This is a genomic window from Streptomyces acidiscabies (assembly GCF_020010905.1).
In the GTDB taxonomy this organism is placed as follows: Bacteria; Actinomycetota; Actinomycetes; order Streptomycetales; family Streptomycetaceae; genus Streptomyces; species Streptomyces acidiscabies.
This window is the reverse complement of the sequence record NZ_JAGJBY010000001.1, coordinates 1,794,689-1,814,457: the sequence shown is the minus strand read 5'-3', so window position 1 is coordinate 1,814,457 and position 19,769 is coordinate 1,794,689. Positions and strand designations below refer to the sequence as shown.

The 19,769-nt window shown below is 68.7% G+C and carries 23 protein-coding genes, 1 tRNA gene and 1 riboswitch; of the genes, 8 read left to right on the top strand and 16 right to left on the bottom strand.

Annotated elements, in window-relative coordinates; genetic code table 11:
- Nucleotides 1-61 precede the first annotated feature (61 nt).
- Nucleotides 62-862, bottom strand: coding sequence for an ABC transporter permease (locus J8M50_RS08620; RefSeq protein ID WP_010356308.1), 801 nt, complete (start codon nt 860-862; stop codon nt 62-64).
- A 385-nt stretch (nt 863-1,247) separates the two neighbouring features.
- Between J8M50_RS08620 and J8M50_RS08615 the strand changes: the two genes are divergently transcribed.
- The gene (locus J8M50_RS08615; RefSeq protein ID WP_010356307.1) at nt 1,248-3,692 is read left to right on the top strand and encodes a transglycosylase domain-containing protein; all 2,445 of its coding nucleotides are present in this window, start codon (nt 1,248-1,250) and stop codon (nt 3,690-3,692) included.
- Between the two features lie 52 nt (nt 3,693-3,744).
- Here the strand turns inward: J8M50_RS08615 and J8M50_RS08610 are convergent, their stop codons facing one another.
- The 3 genes from J8M50_RS08610 to J8M50_RS08600 form a co-directional block, all read right to left on the bottom strand.
- A complete protein-coding gene (locus J8M50_RS08610) occupies nt 3,745-4,065 on the bottom strand; it encodes a DMT family transporter (protein ID WP_010356306.1) in 321 nt (106 codons plus the stop codon).
- Between the two features lie 33 nt (nt 4,066-4,098).
- Nucleotides 4,099-4,180: riboswitch (guanidine-III (ykkC-III) riboswitch) on the bottom strand.
- A 49-nt stretch (nt 4,181-4,229) separates the two neighbouring features.
- Nucleotides 4,230-4,532, bottom strand: a complete 303-nt coding sequence (locus tag J8M50_RS08605; RefSeq protein ID WP_086014039.1) for a GroES family chaperonin — start codon at nt 4,530-4,532, stop codon at nt 4,230-4,232.
- 98 nt (nt 4,533-4,630) lie between these two features.
- Nucleotides 4,631-4,969 (bottom strand): DUF3618 domain-containing protein, encoded by a 339-nt coding sequence (locus tag J8M50_RS08600; protein ID WP_010356304.1) that lies wholly within the window; start codon nt 4,967-4,969, stop codon nt 4,631-4,633.
- Between the two features lie 110 nt (nt 4,970-5,079).
- Here J8M50_RS08600 and bcp point away from each other — a divergent pair, with 110 nt between their 5' ends.
- From bcp to J8M50_RS08580, 4 genes are all read left to right on the top strand, one after another.
- Complete coding sequence (gene bcp / locus J8M50_RS08595) at nt 5,080-5,547, top strand: thioredoxin-dependent thiol peroxidase (protein ID WP_010356303.1); 468 nt, start codon at nt 5,080-5,082, stop codon at nt 5,545-5,547.
- Between the two features lie 138 nt (nt 5,548-5,685).
- Entirely contained in the window at nt 5,686-6,321 is a 636-nt protein-coding gene (locus tag J8M50_RS08590; protein WP_010356302.1) for an HNH endonuclease signature motif containing protein, read from the top strand.
- Nucleotides 6,318-6,989, top strand: a complete 672-nt coding sequence (locus J8M50_RS08585; protein WP_075661587.1) for an HNH endonuclease signature motif containing protein — start codon at nt 6,318-6,320, stop codon at nt 6,987-6,989. Before J8M50_RS08590 ends, J8M50_RS08585 begins: the two co-directional genes overlap by 4 nt.
- A gap of 16 nt (nt 6,990-7,005) precedes the next feature.
- A tRNA-Leu gene (locus J8M50_RS08580) sits at nt 7,006-7,080 on the top strand.
- Nucleotides 7,081-7,124: 44 nt separating this feature from the next.
- Here J8M50_RS08580 and rdgB read toward each other — a convergent pair.
- The 4 genes from rdgB to J8M50_RS08560 form a co-directional block, all read right to left on the bottom strand.
- Nucleotides 7,125-7,727: an RdgB/HAM1 family non-canonical purine NTP pyrophosphatase gene (gene rdgB / locus J8M50_RS08575; protein WP_010356301.1), complete on the bottom strand. Its 603-nt coding sequence runs from the start codon at nt 7,725-7,727 to the stop codon at nt 7,125-7,127.
- A 129-nt stretch (nt 7,728-7,856) separates the two neighbouring features.
- Nucleotides 7,857-8,264 carry a hypothetical protein gene (locus J8M50_RS08570; protein ID WP_010356300.1) on the bottom strand — a complete coding sequence of 136 codons (408 nt, stop codon included), beginning with the start codon at nt 8,262-8,264 and terminating at the stop codon, nt 7,857-7,859.
- 150 nt (nt 8,265-8,414) lie between these two features.
- Nucleotides 8,415-9,152, bottom strand: coding sequence for a ribonuclease PH (gene rph / locus J8M50_RS08565; protein ID WP_010356299.1), 738 nt, complete (start codon nt 9,150-9,152; stop codon nt 8,415-8,417).
- A gap of 85 nt (nt 9,153-9,237) precedes the next feature.
- On the bottom strand, nt 9,238-9,471 hold the full coding sequence (locus J8M50_RS08560) for a PTS sugar transporter subunit IIB (protein WP_010356298.1): 234 nt from the start codon (nt 9,469-9,471) through the stop codon (nt 9,238-9,240).
- A gap of 127 nt (nt 9,472-9,598) precedes the next feature.
- Here J8M50_RS08560 and J8M50_RS08555 point away from each other — a divergent pair, with 127 nt between their 5' ends.
- On the top strand, nt 9,599-10,885 hold the full coding sequence (locus J8M50_RS08555) for a PTS transporter subunit EIIC (protein WP_029184198.1): 1,287 nt from the start codon (nt 9,599-9,601) through the stop codon (nt 10,883-10,885).
- A 119-nt stretch (nt 10,886-11,004) separates the two neighbouring features.
- Nucleotides 11,005-12,261 (top strand): PTS transporter subunit EIIC, encoded by a 1,257-nt coding sequence (locus J8M50_RS08550; protein ID WP_010356296.1) that lies wholly within the window; start codon nt 11,005-11,007, stop codon nt 12,259-12,261.
- 82 nt (nt 12,262-12,343) lie between these two features.
- Here the strand turns inward: J8M50_RS08550 and J8M50_RS08545 are convergent, their stop codons facing one another.
- The gene (locus J8M50_RS08545; RefSeq protein WP_010356295.1) at nt 12,344-13,096 is read right to left on the bottom strand and encodes an MBL fold metallo-hydrolase; all 753 of its coding nucleotides are present in this window, start codon (nt 13,094-13,096) and stop codon (nt 12,344-12,346) included.
- Between the two features lie 349 nt (nt 13,097-13,445).
- On the opposite strand from J8M50_RS08545, the gene J8M50_RS08540 reads away from it, so the two are divergent.
- Nucleotides 13,446-13,847 (top strand): hypothetical protein, encoded by a 402-nt coding sequence (locus tag J8M50_RS08540; RefSeq protein ID WP_010356293.1) that lies wholly within the window; start codon nt 13,446-13,448, stop codon nt 13,845-13,847.
- Between the two features lie 13 nt (nt 13,848-13,860).
- Here J8M50_RS08540 and J8M50_RS08535 read toward each other — a convergent pair whose 3' ends face one another.
- From J8M50_RS08535 to clpS, 7 genes are all read right to left on the bottom strand, one after another.
- Nucleotides 13,861-14,811: a PLP-dependent cysteine synthase family protein gene (locus J8M50_RS08535; protein ID WP_010356292.1), complete on the bottom strand. Its 951-nt coding sequence runs from the start codon at nt 14,809-14,811 to the stop codon at nt 13,861-13,863.
- Between the two features lie 7 nt (nt 14,812-14,818).
- The gene (locus J8M50_RS08530; RefSeq protein ID WP_010356291.1) at nt 14,819-15,097 is read right to left on the bottom strand and encodes a MoaD/ThiS family protein; all 279 of its coding nucleotides are present in this window, start codon (nt 15,095-15,097) and stop codon (nt 14,819-14,821) included.
- A gap of 276 nt (nt 15,098-15,373) precedes the next feature.
- A complete protein-coding gene (locus J8M50_RS08525) occupies nt 15,374-16,393 on the bottom strand; it encodes a LacI family DNA-binding transcriptional regulator (RefSeq protein ID WP_050369629.1) in 1,020 nt (339 codons plus the stop codon).
- Between the two features lie 54 nt (nt 16,394-16,447).
- A complete protein-coding gene (locus tag J8M50_RS08520) occupies nt 16,448-16,870 on the bottom strand; it encodes a M67 family metallopeptidase (protein WP_010356288.1) in 423 nt (140 codons plus the stop codon).
- 153 nt (nt 16,871-17,023) lie between these two features.
- Nucleotides 17,024-18,454 carry an amino acid permease gene (locus tag J8M50_RS08515; RefSeq protein ID WP_010356287.1) on the bottom strand — a complete coding sequence of 477 codons (1,431 nt, stop codon included), beginning with the start codon at nt 18,452-18,454 and terminating at the stop codon, nt 17,024-17,026.
- A gap of 358 nt (nt 18,455-18,812) precedes the next feature.
- Nucleotides 18,813-19,400 carry a DUF2017 domain-containing protein gene (locus J8M50_RS08510; protein WP_010356284.1) on the bottom strand — a complete coding sequence of 196 codons (588 nt, stop codon included), beginning with the start codon at nt 19,398-19,400 and terminating at the stop codon, nt 18,813-18,815.
- A gap of 32 nt (nt 19,401-19,432) precedes the next feature.
- Entirely contained in the window at nt 19,433-19,750 is a 318-nt protein-coding gene (gene clpS, locus J8M50_RS08505; RefSeq protein WP_010356283.1) for an ATP-dependent Clp protease adapter ClpS, read from the bottom strand.
- Nucleotides 19,751-19,769: the final 19 nt, after the last annotated feature.

Genomic DNA, 19,769 nt, shown 5'->3' with positions numbered 1-19,769 from the left:
GTACCCGTCATACCCCCCGTACCCATCGTCCCCGTCGTCCCTGTCGTCCTTCTGATGGAGATCAGCCACCCTGGACCACCACCCTGCGGGTCGCGACCGTCACCAGGAAGCGCCCGGCCGCGAGGAGGACCACGGCCCAGGCCGCCTGGAAGACGTACACGTGTAGTACTGAGGTCTTACCCATCAGCAGGTCGGCCGGCATCTGGAGCTGGGCGGCCCACGGGAGGGCCTTGACGACGTCGCCGAGGGCGCCGGGGAAGGCGTTCAGCGGGAGCGTCATGCCCGAGCAGAACAGGCCGGTGATCATCATCACCTGGAGCGCGCCGGTGCCGTCCAGGAGCCAGAAGCCGGTGAGGGCGACCAGGAAGCGGATCCCGAAACTGACCAGCGCCGCCAGGACCAGCGCGATCAGGAAGGCCAGCCAGCGCAGGGGGTCGGTGGGCAGCGCCGTCGGGAAGAGCAGCGTGCCGATCGCGAACGGGATCACGCCCCGGCCGATCAGCTGGAACGCCGCGCGGCCCAAGTCGGCGGCCAGCCACCAGAGTTGGAGGTCGACCGGCCGGTACAGGTCGACGGCGATGTCACCGGAGCGGATGCGCTCCATGAGGTCGGCCTCCATGCCGCCGCTCTGGAGCGCGAGCGTCGCGAACAGGGCCTGGCCGAGCCAGACGTACGTCACCGCCTCCGCCTGGTCGTACCCGCCGAGATGCGGACGTTCGTCCCACAGGGCGAGATAGGTATAGACCAGGATCAGGCCGAAGACCGTATTGGTGAAGACCCCCGCGGCCGTCGCCACCCGGTACGTCGCGTACCGTCGGAAACTCCCCGCCGCAACAGTCACGTACAACCGCGCCGGACCCACCGCGAGCGCCCTCCTCCTCGTCCGAGGCGTCCCCGGGACGCCCCCGGGACGTCCCCGGGACGCCCCCGCGCGACGTGACATTCGTCGCACGACACCGAAGCGCAGGAGCCTAGTGGGCGGGAATGACCGCGTGCCACGCGTTTTCCGCGCCAACGCGTGCCGATTGCCGGGAACGGTTCGCATGGTGCGAGAGTCTTCAAACCAGAGGCGCGCGAAAATCGAGTACGGCGAGCCCGCCGAGGCCCTCGGGTCCGCCGAGCAGTAACGAGCAGTAACGGGTTGCACAACCCGCGAGCACCACATCCCGCACGAGTCACAGCTCGCCGCGCGAGAATCACGAGACACACGCCAGAGCACCAGGCACGCACAGGAGTCCGAGCAATACATGAGCGACGAGCCGCAGCCGCAGCGACCGGCCCAGGGGTGGGCGCCGAGAGAGCCCATCGGCGACGCCACGGGCGTCCCGGACGCCCCTGAGGACGGCAGCAAGAAGGCCAAGCGGCCCAAGCGCACCGGGTGGCGGCGGATCATCCCTACCTGGCGGATAGTGCTCGGCACCTTCATCGTCGGTGTCCTCGCGCTCGTCGGCGTCTTCTACCTCGGCTACTCGATGGTCAAGATCCCGCCGGCCAACGCGCTCGCCACCAAGCAGTCGAACCTGTACCTCTACGCGGACGGCACCGAGATCGCCCGCGACGGCGAGGTCAACCGCGAGAACGTCACCCTCGCGCAGATCTCCAAGGACGCGCAGCACGCCGTACTCGCCGCCGAGGACCGCGACTTCTACACCGAGTCCGCGATCGACCCCAAGGCGATGCTCCGCGCCGGCGTCAACACCGCGATGGGCAAGGGCAAGCAGTCCGGCTCGACCATCACCCAGCAGTACGTGAAGAACTACTACCTCGCGCAGGAGCAGACCGTCTCCCGCAAGGTGAAGGAGTTCTTCATCTCCATCAAGCTGGACCAGGAGCAGAGCAAGGACAAGATCCTTGAGGGCTACCTGAACACGTCATACTTCGGGCGTAACGCGTACGGCATCCAGGCCGCCGCCCAGGCGTACTACGGCGTCGACGCGACCGCCCTCACCCCCGGCCAGGGCGCCTACCTCGCCGCGCTGCTCAACGCGCCCAGCGAGTACGACGTCATCGCGCACCCCGAGAACAAGGCAGCGGCCCTGGCCCGCTGGAACTACGTCCTCGACGGCATGGTCAAGAAGGGCTGGCTGGAGCAGTCGAAGCGGACCGGGATGAAGTTCCCGACCCCGCTGGAGTCCAGCGGCGCCTCGACCGGCATGTCCGGGCAGCGCGGGTACATCGTCACCGCCATCAAGGACTACCTCAAGGACAACAAGATCCTCACCGAGGAGCAGCTCGACGGCGGCGGCTACCGCATCACCACCACGCTGGAGAAGGCCAAGCAGGACGCCTTCGTGAAGTCCGTCAACGACAACCTGATGGACAAGCTCGACAAGAAGAAGAACAAGGTCGACAACTACGTCCGCGCGGGCGGCGCCGCCGTCGACCCCAAGACCGGCAAGGTCCTCGCGATGTACGGCGGCATCGACTACGTCAAGCAGTACACGAACAACGCGACCCGCCAGGACTTCCAGGTCGGCTCCACGTTCAAGCCGTTCGTCTTCACCTCGGCCGTCGACAACAAGTCCGAGACGCAGGACGGCCGTCTCATCACGCCGAACACGGTGTACGACGGCACCAACAAGCGCCCCGTGCAGGGCTGGAACGGCGGCACCTACGCGCCCGCCAACGAGGACGACGTCAACTACGGCAACGTCACCGTCCGCACCGCCACCGACAAGTCGATCAACTCGGTGTACGCGCAGATGGCCGTGGACGTCGGCTCCGACAAGGTCAAGGAGACCGCGATCGCGCTCGGTCTGCCGAGTAGTACTCCAGAGCTAACCGCGTCACCCTCGATCGCCCTCGGCGTCGCCACCGGCAGCGTCCTCGACATGGCCGAGTCGTACGCCACCCTCGCGAACCACGGCAAGCACGGCACGTACACCCTGATCGACAAGATCACCAAGGACGGCAAGACCACCATCGAGCTGCCCGTCCAGAAGTCGTCCCAGGCCGTCAGCCGCGAGGCCGCCGACACCACCACCGCGGTCCTCCAGAGCGTCGTCGAGAACGGGACCGCGACCGCCGCGCAGGCCGTCGGCCGGCCCGCCGCGGGCAAGACCGGCACCGCCGAGGAGGACCAGGCCGCCTGGTTCGCCGGCTACACGCCCGACCTCGCAACCGTCGTCGCCGTCATGGGCCAGGACCCGGAGACCGCCGCGCACAAGTCGCTGTACAACGCGATGGGGCTGCCCCGCATCAACGGCGGTGGCGCGCCCACCGAGATCTGGGCGCAGTTCATGAAGGACGCGCTCAAGGGCACGCCGTCCTCCGAGTTCGACCTCCAGCTCCAGGAGGGGGCGGACGTGGTGCAGGACGTGCCGCCGACGCCGTCGGACACGGAGAGCACCGGGCCGGAGGACGGGGGTACGCCGACCGACGGTGGCGCCGACGGGGGTGACGCCCAGGGGCAGAACCAGGGTGCTGCTCAGGGTGGGGCCACTCAGGGCGGGCCCACCGGAGGTGCTACGGGTGCTACGGGAGGCGCCTCCACCGGGGGTACTACGGGTACTACGGGTGGGGATACGTCCACGGGTGCCACCGGGGGTGATACCTCCGGCGGGGGTACTACGGGTACGACGGGGGGCGATACCTCCGCGGGGGCGTCGGGCGGGGATACCTCCGGCGGGACCGGGACGTCGGTGGGACCGGCGTCGGGCGGGACCAACGGAGGGACGACGCCCGGGACGTAGGGGCCGCCGACGGGTACTAGAGCTCTAGTACCTCAGAGGGACCAGGTGGGGCTCAGTGGCCGGAGGTGGCCTTGAGCCCCACCACTGCTGTCAGCAGCAGGCAGACGAAGAAGATCCGGGCCGCCGTCGTGGGCTCGCCCAGCGCGGCCATCCCGACGACCGCCGCACCCGCCGCGCCGATCCCCACCCACACGCCGTACGCGGTGCCGACGGGGAGCGTGCGGACCGCGTACGACAGCAGGACCATGCTGGTGACGATGCCGGCGCCGGTGAGCAGGCTGGGGACGGGGCGGGTGAAGCCGTCGGTGTACTTCATGCCGATCGACCAGGCGACCTCGATCAGACCGGCGAGAATGAGCGCTATCCATGCCATGACGGCACCTCCGGAGTCGGTACTCGATACGGGGGTGCGTCGTCTTTTCCGAAGGTGCTGCTGGTCGCCCGGTACGGCGCGTCTCGTCGGGTATTTTCCACGCTAGCAAAGGAACGGCAAAGGGGGCCGGTGACGATGGTCACCGGCCCCCTACCGCTTGAGTACTACAGGTACAGCCCCGTGGAGTCCTCCGACCCCTCGAAGCGGTCCGCGGCGACCGCGTGCAGGTCGCGCTCGCGCATCAGTACGTACGTCGCGCCCCGCACCTCGACCTCGGCGCGGTCCTCGGGGTCGTACAGGACCCGGTCGCCCGGCTCCACCGTCCGGACGTTCTGCCCGACCGCCACGACCTCCGCCCAGGCCAGCCGCCGGCCCACCGCCGCCGTCGCCGGGATCAGGATCCCGCCGCCGGAACGCCGCTCGCCCTCGCCGCTGTCCTGCCGTACCAGCACCCGGTCGTGCAGCATCCGGATCGGAAGCTTGTCGTGCTGGGTACCGCGCTCGTTACTGTTGCCGCTCACGCCTCGAACCTACCTGCCTCCGGCGGTGCCGTAGCTCTCTGGGGTTAGCCCTTACGGCGCCGGGTGCCGAGGACCAGGAGGCCGACGACGCCGACCGCCAGGAGAGCTACGGGGACGATGCGTTCGACGCGGGGGGCGCCGTCGTCGTCCGTGAACTTCGCCGTGACGTCGCTCACGACCCGGTTCACCTGGACGTACGCGCGTCCGAGCGTGTGGTCGACGTTGGCGACGACCTTGGCCTTGGCGTCCCCGACGATCGTCTTGGGGTGCACCCGTACACCGATCTCGTCGAGCGTCTCGGCCAGCGTCTCGCGGCGGCGCTTGATGTCCGCCTCGATCTGGGCCGGGGTTCTCGTGTCCGGCGTGTCCGCAGTGTCCGCCACCGTACGGCCTCCGAAGTCTGCTGATGCGTTGTTCCGCACAGTCTGTCAGCTTCTCCGCCCGGCGCACGGGCAGGGGCCGCCGTTGTCGCGCGCCCGGCTACGCTGGCCGGATGAGCGAGCGACTCCAGCCCGGCGAACCGGCCCCCGCGTTCACCCTCTCCGACGCCGACGGCAACGAGGTGTCCCTTGCGGACCACAAGGGCCGCAAGGTCATCGTCTACTTCTACCCGGCGGCCCTGACTCCCGGCTGCACGAAGCAGGCCTGCGACTTCACCGACAACCTGTCCCTCCTGGCCGACGCCGGCTACGACGTCCTCGGCATCTCCCCCGACAAGCCCGAGAAACTCGCCAAGTTCCGCGAGAAGGAGTCCCTCCGGGTGACCCTCCTCGCGGACCCCGACAAGGCAGTACTAGAGGCGTACGGGGCTTACGGCGAGAAGAAGCTCTACGGCAAGACCGTCGTCGGCGTCATCCGCTCCACGATCGTCGTCGACGAGTCCGGCAACGTGGAACGGGCCCTGTACAACGTCAAGGCGACGGGCCACGTGGCGAAGATCATAAAGGACCTGGGTATCTGACGGGTCCCCACCCACCGCACGGCCCGCGTCCGGGGTTTCCCGGGTGCGGGCCGATTTACATTTCCCGCGTAACCGTCCGGGCCGCCGTTCGTTAATACGTTCGAGTCACGAGCAAGTGAGCCTGGACGGAGGGGTCTTGTGGGACGGAGTGCGTACACCAAGGAGCGGCTGGAGGAGGCCGCGAGGGGGGCTCGGACGTTGTCCGAGGCTTGTGAGCGGTTGGGGGTGGGGACGGGGAGTTCGATACGGCGGTACATACACGACCGGATGCGGAAGCTGGGTGTCGATGTCTCCCACTTCCAGCGGGGCGGGGTGAAGTGGACGAGGGAAGTCCTGGAGCCCGTGGTGGCAGCGTCGACGAACATGTGTGACGTGCTTCGAAACCTCGGACTGGAGATGGTCGGCGGTCATCACACGCACATCAGCCGCAAGATCAAGGCGTACGGCATCGACACCTCGCATTTCCGGACGCCGACGGAACGAGGCAGGGCCCGCCGAACTCCCGAGGAGATCCTCGTCAAAGATCAGTCGGCCCACGCCCGTCGGATCCCCAGCGGCCGCTTGAGGCGCCTGATGCGCCAGGTCGGCGTGGAGGAGCGGTGCGCTCTGTGCGGCATCGAGGGCGTGTGGCTCGGTGAGCCGCTGCCCCTGGAGGTCGATCACATCGACGGCAGCTGGCGGAACAACCGCATCGAGAACCTGCGGTTCCTGTGTCCCAACTGCCACTCGACGACAGACAGTTATCGCGGTCGTAGCAGTAGGCGGGTCTCATGAGCGGCATTCAGTACACCAGAGAGCGTCTGCTCGAAGCAGCTGCTTGCTGCTCCGACATCCATGAGGTCGTCGCCTTCTTCGGAGCGAAGCCCTACCGGAACCTGCATCGACACCTGTACAAGCGTTTCGAGGACTTCGGCATCGATGTCTCGCACTTCCCCCGTCGACGGAGGGGACATGCCTATCCCCGGCCCACGTCCGAAGAACTACGCCGGGCAGTCGCAGGGGCGATCTCCCGAGCGAGCGCTCTTCGCGCACTGGGCAAACCCAACAACGGTCGGTGCCGCGCGCTCTTCCAGCAGTGGATCGTGGAGGAGCAACTCGACACCTCGCACTTCCTGGGACAGGCTCACCAGAGAGGCCGTCCGAGTTCAACAGCCAAGTCCGCCGAGGAAATCCTGGTCCAGCACCACGGAAAACGCCGGACGCATACTCCCCTGCTGCGCCGCGCCCTCCGGGAAGCGGGCGTACCCGAAGCCTGCGACAGGTGCGGCGTCGGTCCCGAGTGGCTCGGCAAGCCCATGACCCTGGAGGTCGATCACATCAGCGGGGACTGGAGCGACGACCGGCGGGAGAATCTGCGGTTGTTGTGTCCCAACTGCCATGCGGTCACGAGTACGTGGTGCCGAGGAGGAAGGCGGCGGCAATCGCCCCCGGGAGCCCAGTAGAGTAGGGAGGCATTGCGGGCCCGTACCCCAGCTGGCTAGAGGGCGCCGGTTTAGGTCCGGTGTGTCGTGGGTTCGAGTCCCACCGGGCCCACGCAACTGTGAAGGGCCGTCCGCCAGGACGGCCCTTCCCCTGTCTCATCCCAACAACTCCCGCACCACCGGCACCAACTCCCTGAACGCCTTCCCCCGGTGACTAATCGCGTTCTTCTCCGCCGCCGTCAGTTCCGCGCAGGTGCGGGTCTCGCCGTCCGGCTGGAGGATCGGGTCGTAGCCGAAGCCGTTGGTGCCGGTGGGGGTGTGGCGGAGGGTGCCTCGGAGGTGGCCCTCCACGACCCGTTCCGTGCCGTCGGGCAGGGCCAGGGCTGCCGCGCAGACGAAGTGGGCGCCCCGGTGTCCGTCCCCGATGTCGGAGATCTGGGCGAGGAGGAGGTCCAGGTTGGCGCGGTCGTCGCCGTGGGTGCCGGACCAGCGGCCCGAGAAGATGCCGGGGGCGCCATTGAGGACGTCGACGCAGAGGCCGGAGTCGTCGGCGACTGCGGGGAGGCCGGTCGCCCGGGCGAGGGCGTGCGCCTTGAGGAGCGCGTTCTCGGCGAAGGTGACGCCGGTTTCCTTGACGTCGGGGACGTCGGGATAGGCATCGGCGCCGACCAGTTCGTGCGGGAGCCCGGACTCCGCGAGGATCGCGCGGAGTTCGGTGATTTTGCCGGCGTTGCGGGTGGCGAGGATCAGGCGGGTCATGGCCCCCAGTATTACGGGGGCTACGACTTCAGGGGTACGGGGAGCAGGTCACCGGCGTAACGGACGGCACGGCGCCGCTGTCCCCTACCTCACCCGGCCCGCCCCACCCCCGTACTCAAGACCTACCCCTCACGGCGTACACACCTTCGTCAGCTCCCCCGCCGCATCCGTCAGCGGGCTCAGGTCCGGCGTCCTGTCCCCGCTGTCCACCGAGCTGCGGACGTTCGTGACCGCCTCGCGGAGGCCGTCGACGGCCTTGTTGACGTCCGCGTCGTCCGTCTTGTCGCCGAGGGTGTTGAGGTCCTTGTCGATGCTCGCGAGGGATTCGTCGAGTTGGGTGGGGTCGGTGGCGGCGTTCTCGACGGCCTGCTGGAGGTCGGTGACGCTGTCGGCGACGGTCTCGGCGGTCTGGACGCAGTCGAGCGCCTTGTTGACGGCGTCGCAGCCGGTGGTGGTGAACCCCATCGTGAGGGCGACCGCAGCGGCGGCTGCGGCGATGACGGTTCTGCGACCTCGGCGTCGGCGGAGCGCGGCCATGCGGTGGTTCCTCCCGTTCGTCAGGCCCCGGCTCGCACCGCTGGGCCCCCGTCCCCAGGAGCTTCCGGTCGGAAGCCTCCTCTGTACTGCCCAAGACGCGAGGAAAAGCGGCACAGTTGCTCCACCGTACCGCTTTCCTTGGCTTTTTCTTTACCTTTCCAGGGCCTGCTCCAGAGCGGCCCGCTGGAGCGCGGCGAGGTCCGTGCAGCCCGAAACGGCCAGATCCAGCAGGGAGTTGAGCTCGTCGCGCGCGAACGGCTCGGCCTCGGCGGTGCCTTGGACCTCGACGAAGCGCCCGTCGCCGGTGCAGACGACGTTCATGTCGGTGTCGGCGCGGACGTCCTCCTCGTAACAGAGGTCGAGGAGGGGTACGCCGCCGACGATGCCGACGGAGACGGCGGAGACGGTGCCGGTGATGGGCTGGCGGTTCGCCTTGATCAGCTTGCGGCCCTGCGCCCAGGCGACGGCGTCGGCGAGGGCGACGTACGCGCCGGTGATGGCGGCGGTACGGGTGCCGCCGTCGGCCTGGAGTACGTCGCAGTCGAGGACGATGGTGTTCTCGCCGAGCGCCTTGTAGTCGATGACGGCGCGCAGCGAGCGGCCGATGAGGCGGCTGATCTCGTGCGTGCGTCCGCCGATCCTGCCGCGTACGGACTCGCGGTCGCCGCGGGTGTTGGTGGCGCGCGGGAGCATGGAGTACTCGGCGGTGACCCAGCCCTCGCCGCTGCCCTTGCGCCAGCGGGGAACGCCTTCGGTGACGGAGGCCGTGCAGAAGACCTTGGTGTCGCCGAAGGAGACGAGGACGGAGCCCTCGGCGTGCTTGCTCCAGCCACGTTCCAGGGTGACCGGGCGGAGCTGTTCGGGGGTGCGGCCGTCGATTCGAGACATGGGGACGACCCTATCCGTACGACGGAAAGGGGCTGCTCCCGCCGTGGGAGTAGCCCCTGCGATGTAGAGCTCTAGTACCCGAGAGCTACATCATGTCCTCGATCTCGCTCGCGATCGGGTCCGCGTCCGTGCCGATGACGACCTGTACGGCCGTCCCCATCTTGACGACGCCGTGCGCGCCGGCGGCCTTGAGCGCGGCCTCGTCGACGAGACCGGGGTCGGCTACCTCGGTGCGCAGCCGGGTGATGCAGCCCTCGACCTCTTCGATGTTGTCGATGCCCCCGAGCCCGGCGACGATCTTCTCTGCCTTGGTGGCCATGTCGGTCTCCTCATGCACAGTTGGCCCAACTTCGCGAGCGATTGTGCCGTGGGTACCGAAAGATGGCGTCACAGCATCCCAATCGTCGAGAACTGGTCTACACCACCTGACGGGCGGTCGCCAATCCATGAGTGCCGACAGTGCAGTGACCCCGGCCCGCGTCCGCTGGGGCGCCCTCTTCCAGGGCCTCCAGAAGATGGGCCGCAGCCTCCAGCTCCCCATCGCCGTGCTGCCCGCCGCCGGAATCCTCAACCGGCTGGGCCAGCCGGACATGTTCGGGGACGACGGGCTGGGCTGGACGAACGTCTCGAAGGTGATGGCGGGCGCGGGCGGCGCGCTGCTGGACGGCTCGCTGGGGCTGCCGCTGCTGTTCTGCGTCGGCGTCGCGATCGGCATGGCGAAGAAGTCGGACGGGTCGACGGCGCTGGCGGCGCTCGCCGGGTTCCTCGTCTACTACAACGTGCTGCGCCAGTTCCCGAAGGATTGCGTGGACGGTGCGAAAACGGTTGCTACGGGTTGTCAGGGCGCCGACGGGACGGTGACCGCGTTCAGCTACCAGAACCCGGGGGTGTTCGGCGGCATCGTGATCGGGCTGCTCGCCGCGTACCTGTGGGTGCGGTTCCACCGTACGAAGCTGGTGGACTGGCTGGGGTTCTTCAACGGGCGGCGGCTGGTGCCGATCCTGATGTCGTTCGCCGCGATCGTGTTCGCCGCGCTGTGCCTGTGGGTGTGGCCGCCGATCGGTGACGGTCTGGAGAACTTCAGCGACTGGCTCAACGGCCTCGGCGCGTGGGGCGCCGGGGTGTTCGGGATCGCCAACAGGGCTTTGCTGGTGGTGGGGTTGCACCAGTTCCTGAACGTGCCGATCTGGTTCCAGTTCGGGTCGTACACGAAGCCGGACGGCACGGTCGTGCACGGCGACATCAACATGTTCCTCCAAGGGGACCCGCACGCGGGGCTGTTCACGACCGGGTTCTTCCCCATCATGATGTTCGCCCTGCCGGCGGCGGCACTTGCGATCGCGCACACGGCGAAACCCGGGCGCCGCAAGGAAGTCGGCGGTCTCATGCTGTCGGTCGCGCTGACGTCGTTCATCACCGGCATCACGGAGCCGATCGAGTACTCGTTCCTGTTCATCGCGCCCGCGCTGTACGCGGTGCACGCGGTGCTGACCGGCGTCTCGATGGCGGTGACGTGGGGGCTCGGGGTGCACGACGGGTTCAGTTTCTCGGCGGGGCTCATCGACTACGTCATCAACTGGAACCTGGCGACGAGACCGTGGGCGATCATCCCGATCGGGCTGTGTTTCGCAATCGTTTACTACGTGATCTTCCGGTTCGCGATCACCCGGTTCGATCTGAAGACACCCGGCCGGGAGCCGGAGGAGGAGCGGGAGGACGTCACCAAAGCGTGATCGCGGGCGCCTTAACAGGGGGCTTAACTCCGGCCTCTCCCCCGTGCTACAAAAGGTCTACACCACACACTGGTGTAGACCTTTTTCGCGTCCTCCCCACCCCCTGAAGGAACCCCTCTATGAGCACGGCCGGCGCCGCTCCCGCAGCCGAGAAACAAGCCCGGAAGGGGACGGCCGTGATGGCCGTCCTCCAGCGCATCGGCCGCAGCCTGATGCTGCCCGTCGCGGTGCTGCCCGCCGCCGCGCTGCTGGTGCGCCTGGGCAACGCCGACATGCTCGGCCGCCCGAACTTCCCCGGCTTCCTGACGAAGATCGCCTCCTTCATGGCGGCCGGCGGCGGCGCGATCCTCGACAACATGGCGCTGCTGTTCGCGGTCGGCGTCGCGATCGGGTTCGCGAAGAAGTCGGACGGCTCGACGGCGCTCGCCGCGGTCGTCGGCTACCTCGTCTTCAAGAACGTGCTCGGCACGTTCACCGACAAGAACCTCCCGAAGGTCGCGACGGCCGTCGACGGCAAGGTCGTCATGGTGGACGCGCCCGTCGACGCGAAGGTGCTCGGCGGGGTCGTGATGGGGCTCGTCGTGGCGCTGCTCTACCAGCGCTTCTACCGCACCAAACTCCCGGACTGGGCAGGCTTCTTCGGCGGCCGGCGGCTCGTCCCGATCCTGTCCGCGTTCGCGGGTCTGCTGATCGGCGTCGTCTTCGGTTACATATGGCCGGTGTTGGGCACGGGGCTGCACAACTTCGGTGAGTGGCTGGTGGGTTCGGGCGCGGTCGGCGCCGGGATCTTCGGTGTGATGAACCGCGCGCTGATCCCGATCGGCATGCACCACCTCCTCAACTCGTTCCCGTGGTTCCAGGCCGGCGAATACCACGGCAAGAGCGGTGACATCGCGCGCTTCCTCGCCGGGGACCCGAGCGCCGGGCAGTTCATGACCGGCTTCTTCCCGATCATGATGTTCGCGCTGCCGGCCGCGTGCCTGGCGATCGTGCACTGTGCCCGTCCCGAGCGCCGCACGGCCGTCGGCGGCATGATGTTCTCGCTCGCGCTGACGTCGTTCGTCACGGGCGTCACCGAGCCGATCGAGTTCACGTTCATGTTCATCGCGCCGGTCCTGTTCGCGATCCACGCGCTGCTGACCGGCGTCTCCATGGCGCTGACCTGGGCACTCGGCATGAAGGACGGCTTCGGCTTCTCGGCCGGCGTGATCGACTTCGGCCTCAACCTCGGCATCGCGACGAACCCGTGGGGACTGGTGCTGGTGGGGTTGTGCTTCGGCGCCGTCTACTACGTCGTCTTCCGCTTCGCGATCACGAGGTGGAACCTGCCGACGCCGGGACGTGAGCCGGAAGAAGCGGATCTGACCAAGGGGTAATACCTGAGAGGGACACGAAGGCACCCGGGGCCCTGAACTGCCCCGGGTGCCTTCGTGTTCGTACCCGTCATACCCGTAGTACTCAGATCTCGTACGACGTCCTCGCCGCCGCCAGTTCCACCGGACCGTCGTACGTCGCGCGCGCGTCGGCCAGGTTGATCTGGGGGTCGGTCCACGGGGGGATGTGGGTGAGGACGAGGCGGCGGACGCCCGCCCTGGTGGCCGTCTCACCCGCCTCCCGGCCGTTGAGGTGCAGGTCGGGGATGTCCTCCTTGCCGTGCGTGAAGGCGGCCTCGCACAGGAACAGGTCGGCGCCCTGGGCGAGTTCGTCGAGCACGGGCGTGACACCGGTGTCCCCGGAGTAGGCGAGCGCCTTGCCGCCGTGCTCCACGCGGATGCCGTACGCCTCGACCGGGTGGGCGACGCGTTCGGTGTGGACCGTGAAGGGGCCGATGTCGAAGGTGGACGGCTTGACCGTGTGGAAGTCGAAGACCTCGCTCATCGAGGAGGCCGACGGAGTGTCCGCGTACGCCGTGGTCAGCCGGTGTTCGGTGCCTTCGGGGCCGTAGACCGGGATGGGGTCGCAACGGCCGCCGTCGTGGCGGTAGTAGCGCGCCACGAAGTAGGCGCACATGTCGATGCAGTGGTCGGCGTGCAGATGAGTCAGGAAGATCGCGTCGAGGTCGTAGAGACCGCAGTGGCGCTGCAACTCGCCCAGGGCGCCGTTGCCCATGTCGAGAAGCAGCCGGAAGCCGTCGGCCTCGACGAGGTAGCTCGAACAGGCCGAATCCGCGGACGGGAACGACCCCGAGCAGCCGACGACGGTGAGCTTCATGATGCAGAAACCTCCGCTGGCGGGAACCGAAGGGGACACCGGCGGTCGTCGATGGCGCCGGGGGACCGGATGCCACCGGCGGTGCCGGGTGGTGCCGGCGCGGCCGGGCCTCGCGAAGGATCCGGAAGGCCGGGAGTGCCGGGTGGACCGGGCCCGAGGAGTGCGTGGGAACGGGCGTCGGGGGTCGTGCGGTCCGTAGAGCGTAAGGCGCAAAACCCCCCTTCGCTCCGTTGCCAGGGGCCGTTGTGGGCGAACTCACCTGCGGTGTCACCGGTTCGGCTGGAAGTGGGGCGCGTGGGGATCGCGAGAGGGCGCGCGGCGGATCGCGCGCGCCGGTACCGTCGTCCTCATGGACACGTCCTGGTGGCTGGCGCTCGCGGCGGTGGTGCTGCTCGCGCTGGTCGCCACGCTCGTCGACGGCTGGGGCCGCTCGGGCCGCCCGCCCCGCCGTCCGGCGCGCTCCCGTACGGACGCCGATCCGCGGCCGGCGGAGATCTGGGTGGCGGACGATCGCCGTTTCCTGGTGCTGAGCGTGCGCGCGGGGTACGTCACGGTCGCGCGGATCAGCGGGAAGTTCCGCGACGAGCGGTCGGGGGTGATTCCGCTGCCGCCCGGCGCCGTGGGGGACGCGGGGGGCCGGGCGAGTTTCCTGGAGACCGACGAGCTGCTCGACGTACCGGTGGGGGATCTGCGGCACCGGGTGGGGGTGGTGGACCCGGTCCTGTGGGACCAGGTCCGGCACCTGACCTGAAGTACTACGGGTACTACGCCCAGAGTTGACCCTGCAACGTCTCGATCGCTTCCTCGGTCGTCGCCGCCGTGTACACCCCCGTCGAGAGGTACTTCCACCCGCCGTCCGCGACGACGAAGGCGATGTCGGCGGACTCCCCCGCGGCCACGGCCTTCTTGCCGACGCCGATCGCGGCGTGCAGAGCCGCGCCGGTGGAGACCCCGGCGAAGATGCCCTCCTGCTGGAGTAGCTCGCGAGTACGAGTGACCGCGTCCGCCGAGCCGACGGAGAAGCGGGTGGTGAGGACGGAGGCGTCGTACAGCTCGGGCACGAAGCCCTCGTCGAGGTTGCGCAGCCCGTAGACGAGGTCGTCGTAGCGCGGCTCGGCGGCGACGATCCGTACGTCCGGCTTGTGCTCGCGCAGGTAGCGGCCGACGCCCATCAGGGTGCCCGTCGTGCCGAGTCCGGCGACGAAGTGGGTGATCGAGGGGAGGTCCGCAAGAATCTCGGGGCCGGTCGTGGCGTAGTGGGCGCCCGCGTTGTCGGGGTTCCCGTACTGGTACAGCATCACCCAGTCGGGGTGCTCGGCGGCGAGTTCCTTCGCCACGCGTACGGCGGTGTTGGAGCCGCCGGCCGCCGGGGACGGGATGATCTCGGCGCCCCACATCGCGAGCAGCTCGCGGCGTTCCTGGGAGGTGTTCTCGGGCATCACGCACACCATGCGGTAGCCCTTGAGGCGGGCCGCCATCGCCAGCGAGATGCCGGTGTTGCCGCTGGTCGGCTCCAGGATCGTGCAGCCGGGGGTGAGGCGTCCGTCCTTCTCCGCCCGCTCGATCATGTGCAGCGCGGGGCGGTCCTTGACGGAGCCGGTGGGGTTGCGGTCCTCCAGCTTGGCCCAGATCGAGACCTCGGGGGACGGCGACAGCCGCGGCAGGCGCACCAGGGGGGTGTTGCCCACCGCGGCCAGCGGAGAGTCGTAGCGCATACCGGTATCAGGCCATGCCGCCGGCGACGGCCGGCAGGATCGTCACCGTGTCGCCGTCGGCCAGCTTGGTGTTGATGCCGTCGACGAAGCGGACGTCCTCGTCGTTGAGGTAGACGTTGACGAAGCGGCGCAGCTTGCCCTCGTCCACGATGCGGGCCTGGATGCCGGAGTGCCGCGTCTCCAGGTCGGAGAACAGGTCGGCGAGGGTCTCCCCGGCGCCCTCGACGGCCTTCGCACCGTCGGTGTACTGGCGGAGGATGGTGGGGATGCGGACCTCGATGGCCATGGCTCAGGGCTCCTGTCGGAAGGTGGGCGGCGCTGGGACGTGCGAGTGAGGCGCCTAGTCCCTGAGGACTACGGCGCCGGGCAGGGCCGGCGTCAGATGGCGGCGGCGCACCTGCACAGGTCGACGTGCAGCCGCGCCACGAGCAGCTCGCCCGGCGTCCTCGTGCTCACGTCGTTCACAACCATGGGCTCATCGTATCGATTCCCGTCCGGCCTTCGGGAAGACGCTTCCACATGGCGGACGGATTACGACCAGTACCTGAGATGTACCCGGGTACTACGCCGACTGCCGCACCACCAGCCTCGTCGGCACCACCACCGACCCCCCGGTCCTCCCCTCGTACACCGCCCCGCACAGCAGCTCCGCCATCAGCCGGCCCATCCCCTCGACGTCCTGGTGGACGGTCGTCAGGGGCGGGACCGTGGCCTCGGCGATCTGCGTGAGGTCGTCGAAGCCGACGACGGCGACGTCCTCGGGGACGCGGCGGCCCCGTTCGTGGAGGGTCTGGAGGGCGCCGGCGGCCATCAGGTCGGAGGCGGCGAAGACCGCGTCGAGGTCGGGGCGCCGGTCGAGGAGCGTGTGCATGGCGAGGGCCGCGCCGTGCTCGGTGTAGTCCGCGCGTTCGGTGAGCGCGGGGTCGGCGCCGGGGAGGACGTCGCGGTACCCGGCGAGGCGGTCGTCGGCGGAGGGCTCCTGGTCGTAGGGGCCGGTGACGGTGGCGATACGGGTGCGGCCGAGCGCGCGCAGGTGGGTGACCGCCTGCCGGGCGCCGTCGCGGTTGTCGCAGTCGACATGGACGTACGCGGTGTCGTCGGCGCCCGCGCGCGAGCGGCCCCCGAAGACGGCGGGCAGGCCGGTGCGGGCGATGAGGGCGCCGAGGTGGTCGTCGGGGCGCAGGGAGAACAGGATCGCGCCGTCGACGTGGCCGCCGCCGAGGTAGTCGGCGACGCGCGCGTGGTCGTCGGGCTCGTCGAGGAACAGCAGGACGGCCTGGGCGCCGTGCCGGGTGAGTTCGCGGCGGATCCCGCGCAGGAGGCAGTCGAAGAAGGGGTCCATGAACAGGCGGTCCTGCGGCTGGGTGGCCACCACGGCGACCGCGCCGGTGCGCCGGGTGACGAGCTGGCGGGCGGCCTGGTTCGGGACGTACCCGAGGTCCGCGATCACCTCGCGGACCTTGTCGATCACCTCGGCGCGGACTCTCGGCGCTCCGTTGAGGACCCTCGACACCGTCGTCCTGGACACTCCGGCCCGGCGGGCGACATCCTCGATCGTGGGGCGCCGTGCTTGCGTCAACACCGTCTCCGACTGGGTGAGTTGGGCTGCGTACGGCTCAACTCGGGCCGTACTCAGTCAGTATGACGCGACGACCGTGACGTCTTCCTCGGTGATCTCGCCGTCCACGATGCGGAACGAGCGGAACTGGAAAGGGCCGTTGCCGTCGGTGTCGGCGGTGGAGACGAGGACGTAGTGGGCGCCGGGTTCACCCGCGTAGGAGACGTCCGTGCGGGAGGGGTAGGCCTCGGTCGCGGTGTGGGAGTGGTAGATGACGACGGGTTCCTCGTCGCGGTCGTCCAGCTCGCGGTACAGCTTGAGCAGGTCGCCGGAGTCGAACTCGTAGAACGTGGGCGACATGGCCGCGTTCAGCATCGGGACGAACCGCTCCGGGCGGTCCGAGCCCGCCGGGCCCGCGACGACTCCGCATGCCTCGTCGGGGTGGTCCTTGCGGGCGTGGGCGACGATCTGGTCGTGGAGGGCCTGGGTGATGGTCAGCATGGTCGCCAGGATAAGCAGAGGACCCCGTAGTACCGAGGGGTGGTACTACGGGGTCCGGATGCCGGACGGCGGCGGCCGACGAGGGCAGCGAGGGGGCGTCGTGGGTACTACCCGGGTAGTACCCAGGTCCCGTACCCCCGTCCCTCCGGAGAGCTAGCCCACCTTGTCGTACGCGCGCTCCGTGACCTCCGGGCTCGCCTTCTTCAGTACGGCCCAGCCGATGCCCAGCGCGGTCACCCACCCGGCCATGACGTACAGGCAGATCCGCGCGTCGGCGTCGTACGCGATGATCCCCGTCACGAACAGCAGGAAGACGATGGCGATCCAGCTGCACACCGAGCCGCCCGGAGCCGGGAAGGAGGAGGCCGGCAGCCGGCCCGCGACCACGGCGCGGCGGTACAGGACGTGGCTGATCAGGATCATCAGCCAGGTCCAGATACCGGCGGCGGTCGCGACGGACGTCACGTACCCGAACGCCTTCTCCGGGACGACGTAGTTGAGAACGACGCCGATCCCCATGAAGAGCACGGAGATGGTGATGCCGAAGGCCGGGGTCTTCGTGGAGGACAGCTTCTTGAAGACGGCCGGGGCCTCGCCGTTGTCGGCGAGGTTACGCAGCATGCGACCGGTGGAGTACATACCTGAGTTGCAGGACGACAGGGCGGCCGTGAGGACTACGAAGTTGACGATGCCCGCGCCCGCCGGGATGCCGATCTTCGCGAACGCCTCGACGAACGGCGAGACACCGGGCTGGAACTCGGTCCACTTGACGATGCACAGGATGACGGTGAGCGCGCCGACGTAGAACAGCGCGATGCGCCACGGCAGCGTGTTGATGGCCTTGGGCAGGGTCTTCTCGGGGTTCTCGGACTCACCGGCCGTGACGCCGACCAGCTCGACGGCGAGGTAGGCGAACATGACGCCCTGGAGGGTCATGAGGGAGGAGCCGATGCCCTTGGGGAAGAAGCCGTCGAACGCCCAGAGGTTGGAGACGGCGGCGGTGTCGCCCGCGCTGCTGAAGCCGAAGGTCAGGACGCCGAGGCCGATGACGATCATGCCGATCAAGGCGGTGACCTTGACCATGGAGAACCAGAACTCCATCTCCCCGAAGAGCTTCACGGAGATCAGGTTGACGCCGAAGAGGACCACCAGGAACACCAGCGCCGTCACCCATCGGGGGATCGCCGGGAACCAGTAGTTGACGTAGATCGCTGCGGCGGTCAGCTCGGCCATGCCGGTGACCACCCACATCAGCCAGTACGTCCAGCCGGTGAGATAGCCGAAGAACGGGCCGAGGAACTCGCGGGAGTACTCCGCGAAGGAGCCCGATACGGGCCGGTAGAGCAGGAGTTCGCCGAGGGCCCGCATGATGAAGAAGATGATCACGCCGGCGAGGGCGTACATCAGGATGAGGCTGGGGCCGGCCTTGGCGATGTTGGCCCCGGCGCCGAGGAAGAGGCCGACGCCGATGGCGCCGCCGATGGCGATCATCTGCACCTGACGGCTGCCGAGCCCGCGCTCGTAGCCTTCCTCGGGTGCTTTGTCCGCGCCGCCGTTGTCTGTGTCGACCTGAGCGGAGGTCATGTGTGGTGCGCCTTTCTCCATGCCGATCCGGGCCTCTCGTCGACCACGGATCGGGTTTCGATCCCCCCGGAACTGCTGGAGCGGGCGGGCCTGGGGGGCCTGCCCTTGCCTGGCCGGCGATCGAGCCGGCTCGGTGGCGCACCCGGCGGCGCATACGGATGGTGCGCGCCGGGCGGTCGTGAAGATTTATCACGACTGCAATATCAGTTGCCGGTGCTAGATGTGGCGCACCCCACAGGAAGAAGCGGACGAACGACGCACTCGGCGACCAAAACCGGCCGGGCCGGTGACGGGATCGTTACCCGGATTTGAGGGCCTTCTGAGCAAGGGTGTAACCGGTTACATCTGAGGTATGACGTCAGGGCATCAGCGTGCCGACGAGAGTCTCCTGGAGTCCGCCGAGCCAGAGGTACGCCATGACCATCGGCTTGCGCGGGTCGTCGTCCGGCAGGTGGTAGAGGACGTCGGTGTCGTCCTCGGCGGTGATGTCGAGGCGTGAACCGATCGCCAGGCGCAGGTCGTTGAGGGCGCCGAGCCACTTGCGGGAGTCGTCGGTGGTCAGCTTGAGGACGGCGCCGTCCGCGTCCAGCGCGTCGAGGGAGCGGACGACGGCGAGCGCGTTCTCGCGCTTGCCCGCGCGCAGGTCGTTCTCGGTGAACCGGCGGAACTCCGAGGAGTACTCCTTCTGTTGCTCCTTCTGCCGGTCGGTCCCCTCGGGGTCGGTGTAGGCGTCCGGGAAGAGGCGCAGCAGCACCGGATCGGACGGCGGTTCGCTGGGGCCCTCGGCGAAGAGTTCGGCGAGCGGGTCGGCGGAGGCGTCCTCGGCGGGGCCCGGGCCGATCAGCTCCAGGAGCTGGACCGCCAGCGAGCGGATGATCGAGATCTCGACGTCGTCGAGGGCGACGGCCGCGCCGCCGCCGGGGAGCGGTTCGAAGATGCCTGGCATGAAACGGGTCGTAGCACTTTCGGTGTAGGGGCTTACTTGCGGTCCTGCTGGAGCGTGGCCCACAGCCCGTACCCGTGCATGGCCTGCACGTCCCGCTCCATCTCCTCACGGGTGCCGTTGGAGACGACCGCTCGGCCCTTGTGGTGGACGTCGAGCATGAGCTTGGTGGCCTTGTCCTTGCTGTAGCCGAAGTACGTCTGGAAGACGTACGCGACGTAGCTCATGAGGTTGACGGGGTCGTTGTGCACGATCGTGATCCAGGGGACGTCGGGCTCCGCCACGGCGAAGACCTCCTCCACCGTTTCGGTGCGTTCGATCTCTGCGGGAGCGGGTGACGTCACAGGCCCCATGCTGCCACGCGACCCTGAA